Origin of the sequence: Fictibacillus sp. 5RED26 (assembly GCF_015903895.1) — a bacterium.
GTDB classification, from domain to species: Bacteria; Bacillota; Bacilli; order Bacillales; family Fictibacillaceae; genus Fictibacillus; species Fictibacillus phosphorivorans.
Genome location: NZ_JACZDU010000003.1, coordinates 263,661 through 278,805 on the forward strand (window position 1 = coordinate 263,661; position 15,145 = coordinate 278,805).

General features: G+C 40.6%; 19 protein-coding genes and 1 riboswitch. Of the genes, 1 reads left to right on the plus strand and 18 read right to left on the minus strand.

Annotated features, from left to right (window positions below; all coding sequences use genetic code 11):
• Positions 1–66: 66 nt before the first annotated feature.
• The 5 genes from IHV10_RS14120 to IHV10_RS14140 form a co-directional block, all read right to left on the minus strand.
• Entirely contained in the window at positions 67–621 is a 555-nt protein-coding gene (locus IHV10_RS14120) for an isoprenylcysteine carboxyl methyltransferase family protein (protein WP_197130785.1), read from the minus strand.
• Entirely contained in the window at positions 622–1,698 is a 1,077-nt protein-coding gene (locus IHV10_RS14125) for a type III polyketide synthase (RefSeq protein ID WP_197130788.1), read from the minus strand. It abuts the gene before it with no gap.
• Positions 1,699–1,951: 253 nt separating this feature from the next.
• Positions 1,952–2,323 (minus strand): hypothetical protein, encoded by a 372-nt coding sequence (locus IHV10_RS14130; RefSeq protein ID WP_197130790.1) that lies wholly within the window; start codon positions 2,321–2,323, stop codon positions 1,952–1,954.
• Between the two features lie 17 nt (positions 2,324–2,340).
• Complete coding sequence (scpB, locus tag IHV10_RS14135) at positions 2,341–2,931, minus strand: SMC-Scp complex subunit ScpB (RefSeq protein ID WP_197130792.1); 591 nt, start codon at positions 2,929–2,931, stop codon at positions 2,341–2,343.
• Between the two features lie 6 nt (positions 2,932–2,937).
• Positions 2,938–3,681: a segregation/condensation protein A gene (locus IHV10_RS14140; protein WP_197130794.1), complete on the minus strand. Its 744-nt coding sequence runs from the start codon at positions 3,679–3,681 to the stop codon at positions 2,938–2,940.
• A gap of 134 nt (positions 3,682–3,815) precedes the next feature.
• Here IHV10_RS14140 and IHV10_RS14145 point away from each other — a divergent pair, with 134 nt between their 5' ends.
• The gene (locus IHV10_RS14145; RefSeq protein WP_197130796.1) at positions 3,816–4,343 is read left to right on the plus strand and encodes a DUF309 domain-containing protein; all 528 of its coding nucleotides are present in this window, start codon (positions 3,816–3,818) and stop codon (positions 4,341–4,343) included.
• Positions 4,344–4,384: 41 nt separating this feature from the next.
• Here the strand turns inward: IHV10_RS14145 and IHV10_RS14150 are convergent, their stop codons facing one another.
• The 13 genes from IHV10_RS14150 to IHV10_RS14210 all read right to left on the minus strand — a co-directional run bounded on the left by IHV10_RS14150 (position 4,385) and on the right by IHV10_RS14210 (position 15,141).
• A complete protein-coding gene (locus IHV10_RS14150; protein ID WP_197130798.1) occupies positions 4,385–4,819 on the minus strand; it encodes a peptidylprolyl isomerase in 435 nt (144 codons plus the stop codon).
• Positions 4,820–4,888: 69 nt separating this feature from the next.
• A complete protein-coding gene (gene lysA / locus IHV10_RS14155) occupies positions 4,889–6,211 on the minus strand; it encodes a diaminopimelate decarboxylase (RefSeq protein ID WP_197130801.1) in 1,323 nt (440 codons plus the stop codon).
• Positions 6,212–6,305: 94 nt separating this feature from the next.
• Positions 6,306–6,482, minus strand: a riboswitch (Lysine riboswitch).
• A gap of 59 nt (positions 6,483–6,541) precedes the next feature.
• Positions 6,542–8,017 carry a spore germination protein gene (locus IHV10_RS14160; protein ID WP_137788997.1) on the minus strand — a complete coding sequence of 492 codons (1,476 nt, stop codon included), beginning with the start codon at positions 8,015–8,017 and terminating at the stop codon, positions 6,542–6,544.
• Positions 7,998–8,576 carry a stage V sporulation protein AE gene (locus IHV10_RS14165; protein ID WP_197130803.1) on the minus strand — a complete coding sequence of 193 codons (579 nt, stop codon included), beginning with the start codon at positions 8,574–8,576 and terminating at the stop codon, positions 7,998–8,000. The genes IHV10_RS14160 and IHV10_RS14165 overlap by 20 nt, the downstream gene beginning before the upstream one ends.
• Positions 8,577–8,580: 4 nt before the next feature.
• Positions 8,581–8,931 carry a stage V sporulation protein AE gene (spoVAE, locus tag IHV10_RS14170; protein WP_197130805.1) on the minus strand — a complete coding sequence of 117 codons (351 nt, stop codon included), beginning with the start codon at positions 8,929–8,931 and terminating at the stop codon, positions 8,581–8,583.
• A gap of 1 nt (position 8,932) precedes the next feature.
• Complete coding sequence (spoVAD, locus tag IHV10_RS14175) at positions 8,933–9,949, minus strand: stage V sporulation protein AD (RefSeq protein ID WP_144699277.1); 1,017 nt, start codon at positions 9,947–9,949, stop codon at positions 8,933–8,935.
• A gap of 11 nt (positions 9,950–9,960) precedes the next feature.
• On the minus strand, positions 9,961–10,416 hold the full coding sequence (gene spoVAC, locus IHV10_RS14180) for a stage V sporulation protein AC (protein WP_197130807.1): 456 nt from the start codon (positions 10,414–10,416) through the stop codon (positions 9,961–9,963).
• 15 nt (positions 10,417–10,431) lie between these two features.
• A complete protein-coding gene (locus IHV10_RS14185) occupies positions 10,432–10,854 on the minus strand; it encodes a stage V sporulation protein AB (protein ID WP_197130810.1) in 423 nt (140 codons plus the stop codon).
• Positions 10,844–11,464 carry a stage V sporulation protein AA gene (locus IHV10_RS14190; RefSeq protein WP_197130812.1) on the minus strand — a complete coding sequence of 207 codons (621 nt, stop codon included), beginning with the start codon at positions 11,462–11,464 and terminating at the stop codon, positions 10,844–10,846. Before IHV10_RS14190 ends, IHV10_RS14185 begins: the two co-directional genes overlap by 11 nt.
• 824 nt (positions 11,465–12,288) lie before the next feature.
• Positions 12,289–13,047, minus strand: a complete 759-nt coding sequence (gene sigF / locus IHV10_RS14195) for an RNA polymerase sporulation sigma factor SigF (RefSeq protein WP_197130815.1) — start codon at positions 13,045–13,047, stop codon at positions 12,289–12,291.
• Positions 13,048–13,059: 12 nt separating this feature from the next.
• Positions 13,060–13,500 (minus strand): anti-sigma F factor, encoded by a 441-nt coding sequence (gene spoIIAB, locus IHV10_RS14200; protein WP_066395840.1) that lies wholly within the window; start codon positions 13,498–13,500, stop codon positions 13,060–13,062.
• 2 nt (positions 13,501–13,502) lie between these two features.
• Complete coding sequence (gene spoIIAA / locus IHV10_RS14205; RefSeq protein WP_197130817.1) at positions 13,503–13,853, minus strand: anti-sigma F factor antagonist; 351 nt, start codon at positions 13,851–13,853, stop codon at positions 13,503–13,505.
• 115 nt (positions 13,854–13,968) lie between these two features.
• Positions 13,969–15,141 (minus strand): D-alanyl-D-alanine carboxypeptidase family protein, encoded by a 1,173-nt coding sequence (locus tag IHV10_RS14210; protein ID WP_197130819.1) that lies wholly within the window; start codon positions 15,139–15,141, stop codon positions 13,969–13,971.
• Positions 15,142–15,145 lie beyond the last annotated feature (4 nt).

A 15,145-nucleotide genomic window follows, 5' to 3' on the forward strand; every position in this document is an offset into this window, starting at 1 on the left:
CTTTACGTGTTTTGTAAAAGTTTATGCAAACAAGGACAGGTTATGAATGGGATTTACTTCCGCTAATTATTGGGAAGGAAAAAAACGCTGTTTTTGACCATGGCTTTTTTCGTAGTCTGTCAGTTCCATGAGAGCTTTTTCTTCAGCAGGTATCCGCACCCTTAACATGAAGATATTTAATATAGTGAAAAGGATAGCCGTAAAATAAGCACCAAAAATTAGTGGCATGACTAAGAGTTCCAAAGAGACAATCGTATAATTGGGATGTCTCATAAAACGATATGGACCTTTAGCTACTACATTCGCACCAGGTAATAGAATAATCTTCGTATTCCAAAACTCTCCTAAAGACGATATCGCCCATACACGAATCACTTGTGCCATTACAAACAGAAGAAATGGAACAATCCACCAGCTAGGCGGCTGTGCGTTAAACACGTATACTTCTAAAAAGAAAACAACAAAGAACGCAACGTGCATAGACACCATCCACTTATAGTGATCACTCCCTGCTTCTACTGCGCCTTTACTCAAAAGCTTCTTTTCGTTAGATTTAGCGATCCTTACTTCTGCTAATCTCTGTATGATAAGAAAACCCCAAAATAGAAGAAACCAGTTCATCTATTTCCTCCATTCCACTAAAAGAAGTTCAGAAGAAAAACCTGGCCCTAATGCGGCCATCACACCTAGATCTCCTTCTTCTTTTGCAGTTTGCATAAAATTTTTTAAGACATAGAAAACAGTGGCAGATGACATATTTCCATTTTCCCTCAATACATCTCTTGAGATATCTGTTTTCGATAACGGAATCCCGAGCGCATCCACATATGCTTGTAAGACTTTCTTTCCTCCAGGATGAGCGATGAAATGTTTAATCTGTTCTCCGACAAGCTGATTTCGGTTTAAGAACTCATCAACGTTCGGTTTGAGCCACGTTCGGATAACGTTTGGAATATCTCTTGAAAAGACAACATACAAACCTGTGTCCTTTACTTCCCACCCCATCACATCTTCAGAATGAGGCTTCAATGTGGACATCGTATCTTTTATGTAAGGTGATATTTCTGATATTTTGCCAGTATCGGACTCATCACCGCAGATTAGCGCACAAGCAACTCCATCGGCAAACAAGGATGTGCCTACTAAATTGCTCTTGGAAAGATCTTCGTGCTGAAATGTTAGTGAACAAAGTTCTACACTTAGAACGAGGACGTTTGATTTTGGATATGCTTTACAATAATCGTAAGCTCTAGAAAAACCTGATGCACCACCAGCACATCCTAATCCCCAGATGGGAATCCTCTTTGTATGTGATGAAAATGGGAGAATGTTCATGATTCTAGCTTCAATACTTGGAGTGGATAGCCCAGAACTCGAAATGTAGAAGATGGCATCAATATCTTCATAGGACACGTTGAGGCTTTGATCAGACAAGACCTTTTCGATACATTCTGCTCCTAAATTTGTTGCAAAGTCTATGTATAAATCATTTTTCTCTTGAAAACTTCTTTTTTCCTTAAACCAATCTATAGGCATCGCGAAATAGCGTGACTCGATCTCACCATTCTGAAATACTTTGAGCAAACGTTCGATATCTGAAAACGCGTCTTGAAATAGATTTCGTGCAAAATCCATTGTTTGATGTTGAGAAAGTTTATGAGGGGGATTTATTGTTTCCACTGCTGCTATTCTTGGCAATTGATCTCTCTCCTTCGGCTGCTTATCCTTTTTTAGTAATTTACCCTTAAATTGCCTTTTAAAACGGTAACTTAAAAAGATTACTCTGTTTTTTTAGTAAACTTTTCAGTTGTTGGAAGTAGTTAATATCTACTACAGGTTGCTTACTATCCATGCCACTTTGCGCCCCTCATATGGCAAGCATTAAGCTCACACTTGCATAGGAAGAAAAAAATAAAAACAAAAAAACAGCCTAGATTGAATTTTAGGCTGTTTACTTTGTTATTTGTTTTAAAGTATTGAGATGTGAACTTAGCAACTCTTCGTTTGGTTGGATGAAGAGTTTTTTAAATTCTTCATAGTTGTTGATATAGCTCCGTTTGCGCTTTTGGTATGCAGGGTCCTTAAGCAATGCGGTGAGTGCTGCAATCTCTGTTATCTTATAGAAGCTCAAGTAATCTTTCCAAAAGTCATGATGTGTCAATTCCTCAAGAAGTTTCTCTTCAAAATATCGTACATAAAGAAGATGAAAAGTTTGCATTTTTCCGTTACATTCATAGGTCACTTCTGAACGGTTAAAAAAATCCTCAGATGTATTCGGCTTTTCTTTTTCTAACTCCATACCATCAATATGCTGAATCAACAATGCATGACTCCCCCTTGTTATTCGTCAGTAGATAGTGATTCCTGAAATTTTGAAAAGAACAGGTCTGCTTCTTGTTCTACATTCTCTTCCTGAATGTTCTCAGGAAGAGGAGGCAGCTCTTTTACACTTTGCAAACCAAAATGTTCTAGGAATGCTTTTGTTGTACCATACAATATAGCCCGTCCCGTTCCTTCTGCTCTTCCAACTTCTTTCACTAATCCTTTAGCAGATAGTGTCTGTAACGGTTTTTCCGTTTTTACACCTCTTACTTCTTCGATCTCTGACCTAGTAATTGGCTGTTTATAGGCAATGATCGCTAGTGTTTCAAGAGCAGCTTGAGAGAGTGTCGCATGACCAGGCGTTTCAACAAGACGCTCATAAAAGGCAGCATGTTCCGGTTTTGTTACAAATTGAAGGGATCCCGCATATTCAACAATAGACATCCCTCTTTCTGATGAAGAATAACTTTGTTTCAACTCTTCGATGATGGGATCAAGTTCTTTGCTGTCGATCTCCAACACTTGAGCGATTTGTTTTCTGTCGATTCCTTCATCACCACTGACAAAAAGCAAACCCTCTACAATCGCTTTATATTCATTTCGTTCCAAATCGTATTACTCCTCTAACATCGTTATATAAATTTCACTAAAATGATCTTGTTGTTCGCAATTTATTGATTTAACTTTCATAAGTTCTAATATTGCAAGAAATGTTACAACAACATGTTCCCTAGTACTCTTATCAAAAAGGTCTGTGAACTTTTTTCGTCCGCCTACAGAAAGAAGCGAGGATTTTATTTGTTCCATTCTTTTTTCGATTGGAATCTCTTGCCGTTCGATGGTCGTTTGTCTCGGTGCTCGCGTTACCTTTTCTTGAAAGACTTTTTGCATCGCCTGCAACATATCATACAGCGTTACGTTGGTCACCTGTTTTGCCGATTCTTCTTTCTCAAACTGTGAGAGGTCGGCAGGCTGCCGTGTGTATATTAAGCTTCTTGCTGATTCTCTTTCTTTAAGTTCATCAGCAGCATGCTTGTACTTTCTATATTCAACGAGTCTTCTTACTAATTCATCTCTTGGGTCTTCTTCCATCTCGAGTTCCATCTGATTCTCAAAAAGCTCTTCTTCATGCTTTGGTAGCAGCATCTTGCTTTTAATGGCAAGAAGAGTAGCTGCCATAACTAAAAATTCACTTGCTACGTCCAGTTTTAGTTCTTTCATCGTATGTATATATTGAAGGTATTGCTCAGTTATGATGGCTACCGGGATATCATAAATATCCACTTCGTAGGTTTGTATCAAATGAAGCAGTAAGTCGAGCGGACCTTCAAATCCATCAAGCTTCACACTATATTGCATAACATTTCCCCAGTTTTTCAGCGATTTTGTATTATAAAATTATATCATATTTTGTGTGGTACGCGGCTTGTTTTTATTCATGCTATGCATATGGTAAACTTAGAGTCGAGCTTATTAAGGGGCGTGAACGACTAGTGACTTATCCAAAACCATGGATTGAATACTTGGTGCATTTTCATAGAGATCAAGATTACTTTGAGTGTCACGAAGTGCTTGAGGAGCATTGGAAGGACGAGGGCATGAAAGGAGATCTGTGGCCGGGACTGATCCAGCTTGCAGTGGCTCTTTATCACCATCGGCGTGGCAACAATAACGGAGCTAAACGAATGATCTTGAGTTGTAGAGTGAAGCTGCAAAAAGAAGAAGCAGCACTGAAAGAACTCGGAATAGAAGTTGAACCTTTTTTTGAACTACTCGATAAAAGTATACAAAAAATCGAGCAACAGCAACCTTTTGAGTCGATAGCTCTTCCACTGTCAACTGATCTATTGAACGTATGTTTATTAAAAGCTAGTGTGACTGAAGAAGAGTGGTCTTTAACAACTGGAGTGGATGAAAACATCGTTCATAAGCACTCTTTAAGAGACCGATCTACGGTTATTGATGAACGAAATAGACAAAAACTCATGAAAAACAGAAATGTAAAATTGCCAAAAATATAAAAAAAGCTTCGGAGTAATCCGGAGCTTTTCTTATTTGGAACTTATTCTTCCCAAACTTTAACTTCTTTCATTACATCGCCTTGTTTAATACGAAGTACTGTTTCCAAACCTTCTGTAACTTGTCCAAAAACAGTATGAACACCGTTCAAGTGCGGCTGTGGCTCGTGTACGAGAAAGAATTGGCTTCCGCCTGTATCGCGGCCAGCATGCGCCATTGAAAGAGACCCCGCTACGTGCTTATGTGGGTTCCCTGCTGTTTCACAAGGAATAGAATAACCAGGGCCGCCAGCTCCAGTTCCTGTTGGATCTCCACCTTGAGCTACAAATCCAGGGATAACACGGTGGAACGTTACACCGTTGTAAAAGCCTTCGTTTGCAAGTTTTTCAAAGTTTTCTACTGTTCCAGGTGCTTCTTCTTGGTACAGATCAAATACAATTTTTTCGCCGTTTTCAAATTCAATTGAACCTTTTTTCATAAAAAACAGGCCTCCTTCTACTTCATTCAACTACCATTGTACGGTTAAATGTCTGCTCCGTAAACTAATTTACACAAAAACATTCGTTTTTAATGGAACATCATTCTTGATGAGGTCTTCATAAGTTTCCCGCTTCACTACAAGCTGTTCTTCACCGTTCTCTACAAACACAACTGCTGGCCGCTGAATGCGATTATAATTGCTCGCCATACTATAACCGTAAGCTCCCGTACATGAAACGGCTAATAAGTCGTTATCACAAACTTCAGGAAGTTCAATATCCCAGATTAACATGTCGCCACTCTCACAGCATTTTCCTGCGATCGAAACGGTTTGTGTTGGTTCTTCGTTCATCTTATTCGCTACGAATGCTTCATATTTAGCTTGATAGAGTGCAGGACGAATGTTATCTGTCATCCCACCATCAATGGACACATAATGCCTAACTCCTTCGATCTCTTTTTGAGAGCCGATCGAATAGATCGTTGTACCCGCATCACCTACGAGTGAACGTCCTGGTTCAATCCAAAGTTCAGGCAGATCTTTCCCTTCAAAGTGAATCATCTGTTTCTTCACTTCTTCAATCATGGCCGTAACGTATTGTTCAGGAGAAAGCGGTGTATCCTCTGACGTATATTGAATACCAAATCCGCCTCCAAGATTTACGACACTTGGAAAATAGTTAAAGTTTTCTTCCCACTTTTTAAAATGGCCGAACAACTTTTCAATCGCCAGAGTGAATCCTTCTGTTTCAAAGATTTGAGATCCAATATGACAATGAATCCCTAAAACGCGAAAGCCTTCAAATGCAAGTACTTCTTGAAGTGCTCTGTTTCCTTGACCATTCCCTAAATCAAATCCAAACTTAGAGTCTTCCTGACCTGTAATGATGTAATCATGGGTATGGGCTTCAATTCCTGGAGTTAAACGCAGTAAGATGTCTACTTTTTTGCTAAGCTTGCTGCTCAGCATTTTTAATAAGGAGATCTCATGAAAGTTATCTACTACAATACAACCGACTCCAGCGGTAAGTGCAAATTCTAATTCTGCTAAGCTCTTGTTGTTTCCATGAAAATGAATTCTTTCAGGTGGAAATTCAGCTTGAAGTGCCGTATAAAGTTCTCCACCTGAAACTACATCCAGACTTAATCCTTCCTGTTCGATAAGCTGAAACATGGCGATGGAAGAAAAGGCTTTTGAGGCATATGCTACTTGATATCCTACCCCATTTCCCTCGAATGCTTTTTTAAAGCCTCTTGCTCTATTTTTAATCAAGGACAAATCATACAAATATAGCGGTGTTCCGTATTTTTTCGCTAGATCTACCGTATCTAAACCACCGATCCATAGATGTTGATTATCTCCAATTTTTGATGTTCCGTGTAAATTCACAAGTAATCCCCTCTCGTTGTTGATAGAGAATTCAATCCCGACAAATACAAAAGACAGCCGCAACTAAGGCAGGCTGTCAAAAACCGTACCCTCATGTCGGAATAGCTCTCCACTACAGTTGTAGTGACAGTCCGTTGCTTGTTCAGCAACGGCCCAGCATAAAAAGAGATGGAACTCTTTTTACACTTCGGCAAATTGACCTTTCAACATATTTCATCGTCATCCATGAACTCCATATGCTACTCATTCGTTTTGCGCCTCTACCTCATATGAGGCATATTTAATTAGTTATGAATTTAACACAATTTTCAACAATCAGCAAGGGACAGATTAATTAGTTGGCTGTTTTTTGGTGTTCTGCGGATGTACAATGCTAGGTCGAACTTTTGATAGCGGAACAGCTATTCGAACGACAATCTGTAGAAACGCTTTTGGATTAAACGGTAAGAGCGGCCACAAGTAAGGTGTGTTCAAATTTTTGATCGTTGCCATATAGAGAACCAACAATGTGAATCCGATAATAAATCCTGGCACTTTAAACAACATAACCATCGCAATCAAGAAAAGCCGCAGGACTTTGTTTGCGATACTCAGCTCATAACTTGGTGTGGAGAAGGATCCGATCGCCGCTATCGCAACATATAGAATAACTTCAGGTACGAATAATCCTACATCTATTGCGATCTGCCCGATCAATACGGCTGCGATCAGACCCATGGCGGTCGATAGTGCACTCGGTGTATGGATGGCCGCGAGCCTTAAGATATCAATCCCGATCTCCGCAAAGATTATCTGAAGAAACAGTGGGATGTTCGTGTGTTTATTCGGACCGATAAAATCAATGAAAGGCGGTAATAATTGCTCTTCCATCGAAAACAAAAGCCACATCGGTACTAAGAATACTGAAGCCATCATACCTGTAAAGCGGGTCCATCTTAAAAAAGCACCTATAAATGGAGTCTGCCTAAACTCTTCTGCATGCTGTACGTGATGAAAGAGTGTAGTAGGTGTGATGATAACACTTGGCGATGTATCTGTGATGATTAATACATGACCTTCCATCAAGTGCTGTGCAGCAACATCTGGTCTTTCTGTATACCGGACTAAGGGAAACGGGTTCCAACCTTGTTTTACAATAAACTCTTCGATCGTCTTATCTGCCATTGGAATCCCGTCGATCTCAATAGAGTTAAGCTCTTTTCTAATAAGGTCAACGAGGCCGGGATCTGCCACATCTTGAATATAAGCGAGACATACATCCGTTTTAGAGCGTTCACCCACTTGAAGAATTTCGTGTCGTAATCGTTCATCTCGTATACGTCTTCTTGTAAGAGCAGTATTGATGATAATATTTTCCGTGTATCCATCACGGGCTCCCCTTACCACTTTCTCAATGTCCGGCTCTTCTGGTGATCTTCCTGGATAACTTCTTACATCCACAACAAATGCTTCTTCTTCTCCGTCAATGAATATAACGATCAGACCTGAAAGCATGCGGTCTACAGCTTCATCTAACGATTTCGTAATCTCTACTTGCTGATGTGCGAGATGATTATGTACAAGATCTTTTACTTTACTCGGTGCGCGATGACCATGATCCATATCCATTAGTTCGCGGTAGATCATGATGATGAACTCACTGTCGCAAAGTCCCGTACAATAATACAGCTGAAGTTCCTTTTTTAAGACAAAGATCTTTCTAACACCAACATCAAAACTCACACCAATACCCAAACGCTCTTTTAAAAACCTTTCCGTATCTTCAATGTTCTTACTAATCGGTGTTTTATTTTTTTCGGTTGCCAATTGATTCGCTCCTTTCTAAAATAAGTTGAATCGCTTTTACTGTAATTGGAGCTCCCTTTTCAACAGAATCAAAACCAGCCATTTTTCCGATATCCCCGACACCTACTATGAAAGGAAGGTTTAATTCATCGAGGATATAGACGGTGTCACCGTTAATCCTGCCTGTTTCAAGATCTGGAATTCCACTCTTATCAATACCGAACTCTGTTAGTTCTCCATATCGATCCATAGAACAGTGAACTTTTGTCCATTCTGTAAAATGCGTTTTGGAAGCTACGGCCACAGCACCAATCACATCAATATCTTTCTGCTGATGAATATATCTCATCGCTTGTTCTCCTGGACCTTCTCCTTTAAAACCACAGTCATCAAACATTACAAGTACAGGGTCATGTGGTGTTTTTCGGATCATCTCTACAAGCTCTATACCGCTTTTTCGTGTTGGATTTCCCCATGATTGTGATATACAGCGTCCTCCAACTTGTTTAGCCGCATGCTCTACGACTCGTAGTGCATACAGATCTCCATCCGTTATGAAAATGACCCGTTTTTTCACCATATGATCACCCCTTAGGTTCAAAGATGACTGCTACTAAAAATCCAAACAAAACAGCAGATGAGATTCCTGCAGATGTTAACTCAAAGATTCCCATGGCGATTCCGATAAAGCCATGTTCCTCTGCTGATGCCATCGCTCCGTGCAAAAGGGAGTGACCAAAACTGGTAATGGGAACAGTAGCTCCAGCTCCTGCAAATTTGATCAAGTTATCATAGATACCGAAAGCATCAAGAAGTGCCCCAATTACTACGAAGGAAGTCGTTACATGAGCCGGTGTCAGCTTCATTACATCCATCATCAGCTGGCCGACAACACAAATTGCTCCACCTACTAAAAACGCCCAAAAAAACTCCATCTTATTGTCCTCCTTCCGCTCGCTCTAAAACCACGCCGTGAGCAACCGTTGGAATACTTTCTTTTTGCTGAACCATTACCGGGTTTAATAATGCACCCGTTGCGACCATCAAGACTTTCTTTAGATTGCCTTTTCGAATCTCGTCTAAGATATATCCGTACGTAACGACTGCAGAACACGCACAGCCACTTCCTCCTGCAAAAACCTGTTGTCCGCTTCGATAGATCATCAATCCGCAATCTCGATGATTGTCTGACACATCATAACCTTGCTCTTTTAATAACATCTTAACGATCGGTGCACCGACTCCAGAAAGATCCCCTGTAGCGATTAAATCGTACTCATCAGGCTGAACATCCATCTCTTTAAAATGTGCCGCGATCGTGTCTGCAGCTGCAGGAGCCATCGCTGATCCCATATCAAAAGGATCTTTGATTCCTAAGTCCACTACTTTTCCAACAGTAGCCGATGTGATCTTTATATCTGAGACCTCTTTACTCACAAGTGCAGCACCTGCACCTGTTACGGTAAACGTAGCTGTATCTGGCTTTTGCCCGCCGTACTCAGTAGGATATCTAAACTGTCTTTCAGCAGTAGCATTGTGTGAGCTTACTGCAGCTACAATTCGATTCGCATACCCGCCATCTACTAAAGCTGCACCTAATGCTAAAGACTCCATCGAAGTTGAACATGCACCAAACACACCAAGGAACGGTATACCGTTTCCTCTAGCCGTGTAGTTTGACGAAACGATTTGGTTTAACAAGTCACCTGCCAACAAAAAGTTGATATCTTCTGGCTTCATCTTTACTTTGTGCAAACAAGCATTGATCGCATCTTCCATCAACTGACGTTCAGCAAGTTCCCAATTCTTTTGTCCGCAGTGAAGGTTGTTATACGTTTTATCAAAATAGCTGCCTAAAGGTCCTTCGCTTTCCATCGGACCTACTGCTGTGCCGGCCGCATTTAAGTAAATGTTATTTGCAAATTTCCATGTTTGTCTTCCTAATAAATTCATGCCTTCACTCCTTATGTCAAGTGCTGAAAGATGTAGCGGATCATACCGAAAATATAGGCAGATACAGCTCCAAATACGATAACAGCTCCAGCTAATTTGAAGAGATTTGTAGCCACTCCGAGTACTAGACCTTCACTTTTATGTTCTAATGCCGCACTCGTAACGGCGTTAGCGAATCCTGTTACCGGAACGACAGAACCTGCTCCAGCGAACTGACCGATCTTATCGTATACACCGAGTCCAGTTAATAGTGCTGCGATTAGAATGAGCGTAGCAACCGTCGGATTTCCCGCTGTTTCTTGCGTGAAGTTAAAGTAAGTCATATAGAACATTTGAATCGCTTGACCGATCGTGCAGATGATCCCACCTATTAAAAATGCTTTTAAACAATTTAAAACATACGGAGGTTTCGGCTGTATCGATTTAATTTTTTCGGCATATGCCTGCTGTTCTTCTTTTGTTGCCATCGTACAATCACATCCTTAATGATTAATGTAGTACATCCAATGAAACAAAGATCCTGAGATTTTTCCAAGTACAATTGCCATTAATATAATGATGATTTTCTCTCCAAATCCAACTCTTTTCGCAAGAATCGGGAGTACGTTCAATACTTCTGTTAACGCTGCGGCTAACATTCCAACAAAGATCCCCATAAATAAACCGATCGGTATAAGAAAGAAAGCAGAAAACCCAATTGAAGCGTTCTTTAGATTCATCCAACCGCCGATCACAGCACCTAAAATAATGCTTAACTCATAACCTCTAATATATCGATACGTTTTAGAGAGCTGCATCAGCCTTGGTACGATTCCAAGAACAGTGATTAAAGCCACAAGACCAGAGCCTACTGTGATTCCACCGCCAAAACCGATAAAAGCAATGAGCAATACTTTAATTCCCATTGATCTTTTTCTCTGTTTCTTTGTTTTCATGAACGATCACATACTGATCGAGGTCTTGTTGATAATTAAACATCTCAACTTCCAACGGGCTTGGTTCTTCATTAAGTCTTTTTCGGAAGAGATGGTTAAAGAAAAGAATCATGCCTAGACCAAGACCGAACGAATATGGAATCTGAAGTAATAGGGGCTGCTCTTTATAATGCCCCGTTATCATGAAATAGATTTTTTGGTGTACAAGTTGCATACTTACATCTTCATGAAAATTCATGATCGCGAGAGCCGAGCCTGTAAAAAGTAGAAGCCACACCAAGACAAAATACACTGGTGCTAGCTTTTTTTGTTGCATCTGAATCTCCAGAATCGATTGTGCAGGTCCGATAGTTTGAACATCTAATCCAGGGTTTTTCTTTTGAATCGTAGCGATCACACGCATGACATCGATCACAATCAAATGCTTATCTTCAGGGGTTACTTCGTGGATAATATATCCCTTGATGGCTTCTTCTAATTCATCAGATGCTACAATCTGTGCAACTTCTCCGATCGTGACTTTCTGATGCTGAATCACCTGTACACGTTGACGCATACGCAGGTATACGGTTTTATCCAATTTTCACTTCACCTCTTTCTAAGCGCATTTGTGTTTAGTATGCGATGATGGAATTCTTATCATGCTTCACATGTAACAGCATCCAAAAACTACCACAAAAAAAACGTTTAGGGGTTCATTGATGTATCATAGATGTATTTGAAAGTGGTTGATTTCCGTTTCAGGTGCTCCCTTTCCGCGGGGCGACCGGTGAGCCACTTGCCGCTTTGCGCCTCTAAGTGTCTCACCTGTCTAGTTACAGTAGCTAGCCCCTCGAGGTCAAAAGCTAAACGGTCAAGAAGGCAAAATGCGCCTTCATAGCCCATTCAGCTTTTGCTTGTCGGGGCTGAATGAGCCACTTTCACTTTTCAACTGACCGCTCGTCCCGCAGGAGTCTCGCACCTTACACTCCAATCAACCTAATCCGTGATGTTTATATGTAACGCTAAAGACTGTAGGAACTTTTTAGCATGTGTTAGCTTCTGTGTAATAAATTGAACGAAGACTCTTCATGTAACGCCTGAATATAAGGCTTTTTCTAAGCGATTAACTTATAGATTTTTTTATACTTCTTATGCAAGTTGATTGTAGCGGAAGGTTGCCGACTCCTATGGGACGAGTGGGCAGGTGAGACTCCTAACGGCGCGTAGCGTGCCAGCCACTCTGCAAATTCTTCTCGTAAGGCATGCGACGAGGAAGCTCGCTTCGATAGGATTTTCTTGTAGACGTAGGAGCACATATACTTCTTCGAACACCGTTCGCCCCATGAAAGCGTGCAACCTGGAGCGGAGATCAACTATCTTACAAGGACTTTTAACAACAAGCAAAAAAACCAGATAGGACGTTTAAGTCTCCATCTGGTTTTTCATAAATAATAATATTTTCTTTTCAAGCCTCGATACCTGTACTTGAGATATGGCCAGCCGGTCGGCTACTTCAGATTGTGTTTGATCTTTAAAATATCTTAAATAAACAATCAGCCGCTCTCTCTCATCAAGTTTATCCATAATATCTTTTAATGCGATCTTATCAAACCACTTATTATCCGAGTGATCGGAGATTTGGTCTAGTAACGTAATGGGATCACCATCGTTCTCATAAACAGTTTCATGAATCGACTGTGGCGCTCGTACAGCATCCTGAGCCATGATTACATCTTCTACTGCGATCTCTAGAAATTCTGCTACTTCTGAAATGGTAGGTGTTCTCCCAAGTGATTTAGATAGCTCGTCTTTTGCTTTACGCACTTTGTTACCGGTCTCTTTTAATGATCTGCTGACTTTAACCGTTCCATCATCCCTGATGAACCGCTGTATCTCACCGATGATCATAGGCACTGCATAGGTAGAGAACCTAACATCATAAGAAAGATCAAATTTATCAACAGATTTTAATAGCCCGATAGAGCCGATTTGAAAAAGGTCATCTGCTTCATAACCTCTGTTTAAAAAGCGCTGAACCACAGACCAGACAAGCCGCATGTTCTTTTCAACGATCGTATCACGGGCTGACTGATCTCCTTCCTGACTCTGTTTGATCAATCGCTTAATCTCTTCATCCTTAAGAAACGGTTCACTTTTGCTGCCTTTCACCTCGACATCCATAGACATACTCCCTTAATTACACATTGCTTTATTTTTGGTCAAGTATTTTGTCAAATGAATCGTAGTGCCGTAAGACGGTTCTGAGATGACTTCTACACTATCCATAAAATTCTCCATAATCGTAAAACCCATTCCTGAGCGTTCTAGTTCTGGCTTGGACGTATATAGCGGCTGCCTTGCTTGATCAAGATCACGAATTCCCAAACCTTCGTCACGGATCGTAAGGTGGATCGTATCCTCCTCGATAGCCGCTTCAATATATACCATTCCAGTTGCTTTGTTTTCGTATCCGTGAATGATCGCGTTCGTCACCGCTTCAGATACAACGGTCTTGATCTCTGTCAGTTCATCAACTGTTGGGTCGATCTGAGCGATAAACGCAGCAACCGTCACACGTGCGAAGGATTCATTCTGACTTAACGCTGAAAACTGAATCTTCATCTCATTTCTCATTTTTAAGCCACCCCCAAAGCCTGAAGGGCAAGCTCTTCATCTTCTTCAAGCTTGATAATCTTAAACAGTCCTGACATCTCAAAAAGTCGTTTTACTGCTGGAGATATGGCGCATACCACCATCTCACCATTCTGACTTTTGATCTGCTTATAACGCCCTAGTATAACGCCTAAACCTGAACTATCCATGAAACTCAAACCTTCTAAATTTAAGACAATATGGTTTACCGTATGCTTCCTCAAATAATCTTCCACTTGTGATCGAAGCATGTCCGCAGTATGGTGATCAAGTTCTCCGTCTAAGCGGATGCATAATACGGTGTGTTTAAGTTCCAAATTGACAGCTAATCCCACGCTATCCTCTCCTTCTTTTTTGGATAACGTGAATTTTCTATAAAAAAAGACGAATTCCTTCACTCATGACAAAACTAGTGGGAATTCGCCTATAACTGTCAAGAAATCATTAAAGTCATGAGGATTTTGACATTTGTCCTGCTGTTCGTTTGAAAAGTTTCCACCAAGATGCTTTTTTTACCGTCTCTGAAGCTAACACAGGACTTTCTGTTATCAGCTTGTTCCCGTTATATATTTTTAAAGAACCGATCTGCTGTCCCTTTTTTACAGGTAATTTCAAATCTTTATCTACATTTACTTCAGTTTTCACTTTTTTCGCTGTCTCACCCTTCTTCAATAACAGTGAAATGTGTTCTGAAGTAACAACAGGAAGTTTAGACTTTTCCGCTTTTTGTACTTTAACTTCTTTTACAATCTCATGTCTTGCATAAAGCTTTTTCGTTGAAAACTGTGTAAAAGCGTAGTCAAGCATCGAAGTAACTTGAGCATTTCTGTCTTTAGGAGAAGGTGCTCCCATAACAACAGCGATGACTCTCATCCCGTTCTTGTTTGCAGTAGCTGTTAAACAATACTTTGCTTCGTTCGTAAAGCCCGTTTTCAACCCATCTACCCCTGGATAGAACTTAACAAGTCTGTTCGTATTAACAAGCCAAAATTTCTTTTCTGTTTCTTCTCTTAAATAATCTTCATAAAGCCCTGTGAACTTTGTAACTTCCTCGTGCTTAAGAAGTTCTTTTCCCATAAGAGCCATATCATGAGCAGACGTATAATGACCTGCAGCAGGAAGCCCTGTAGGATTTTTAAAGAACGTATCGTTTAAACCGAGTTGTTTCGCTTTATCGTTCATACGATCTACAAAGGACTCAACAGATCCAGCGATATGTTCTGCCATAGCCACTGAAGCATCGTTCGCACTCCCGATTGCTATTCCTTTCACCATGTCTTCTACTCGCATCTCTTCACCTGGTTCAAGGAAGATTTGAGATCCTCCCATGCTTGCCGCATATTCACTTACACGAATCTTATCATTCCAGCTGATCTTGCCTTTATCGATGGCTTCCATGATTAATATCATCGTCATGATTTTGGTCATGCTCGCTGGCGGCAGCTTCTCATGGCTATTCTTTTCGAATAGCACACTCCCACTATCCTGCTCCATTAAAATGGCCGAGTGGCTCTGTTCTGCAAGCTTTATTTTTTCTTTTGCTTTTTCTGCTGCCTCCGCTTTTGGGATTGAAAAAGAAGCCAACAAACAAATACTTAGTAGACCTGAAATAACGCCTTTCATACAG

Coding starts and splice junctions, on each gene's coding strand:
- IHV10_RS14150 (WP_197130798.1), bottom strand. CDS start 4,819: ATGAAAAAAGGTTCAATTGAATTTGAAAACGGCGAAAAAATTGTATTT.
- spoVAC (WP_197130807.1), bottom strand. CDS start 10,416: ATGGCAACAAAAGAAGAACAGCAGGCATATGCCGAAAAAATTAAATCG.
- spoVAE (WP_197130805.1), bottom strand. CDS start 8,931: ATGGAGTTTTTTTGGGCGTTTTTAGTAGGTGGAGCAATTTGTGTTGTC.
- IHV10_RS14120 (WP_197130785.1), bottom strand. CDS start 621: ATGAACTGGTTTCTTCTATTTTGGGGTTTTCTTATCATACAGAGATTA.
- IHV10_RS14210 (WP_197130819.1), bottom strand. CDS start 15,141: ATGAAAGGCGTTATTTCAGGTCTACTAAGTATTTGTTTGTTGGCTTCT.
- sigF (WP_197130815.1), bottom strand. CDS start 13,047: ATGGATGTCGAGGTGAAAGGCAGCAAAAGTGAACCGTTTCTTAAGGAT.
- IHV10_RS14140 (WP_197130794.1), bottom strand. CDS start 3,681: ATGCAATATAGTGTGAAGCTTGATGGATTTGAAGGTCCGCTCGACTTA.
- IHV10_RS14185 (WP_197130810.1), bottom strand. CDS start 10,854: ATGGGAATTAAAGTATTGCTCATTGCTTTTATCGGTTTTGGCGGTGGA.
- spoIIAB (WP_066395840.1), bottom strand. CDS start 13,500: ATGAGAAATGAGATGAAGATTCAGTTTTCAGCGTTAAGTCAGAATGAA.
- IHV10_RS14165 (WP_197130803.1), bottom strand. CDS start 8,576: ATGGTGAAAAAACGGGTCATTTTCATAACGGATGGAGATCTGTATGCA.
- spoVAD (WP_144699277.1), bottom strand. CDS start 9,949: ATGAATTTATTAGGAAGACAAACATGGAAATTTGCAAATAACATTTAC.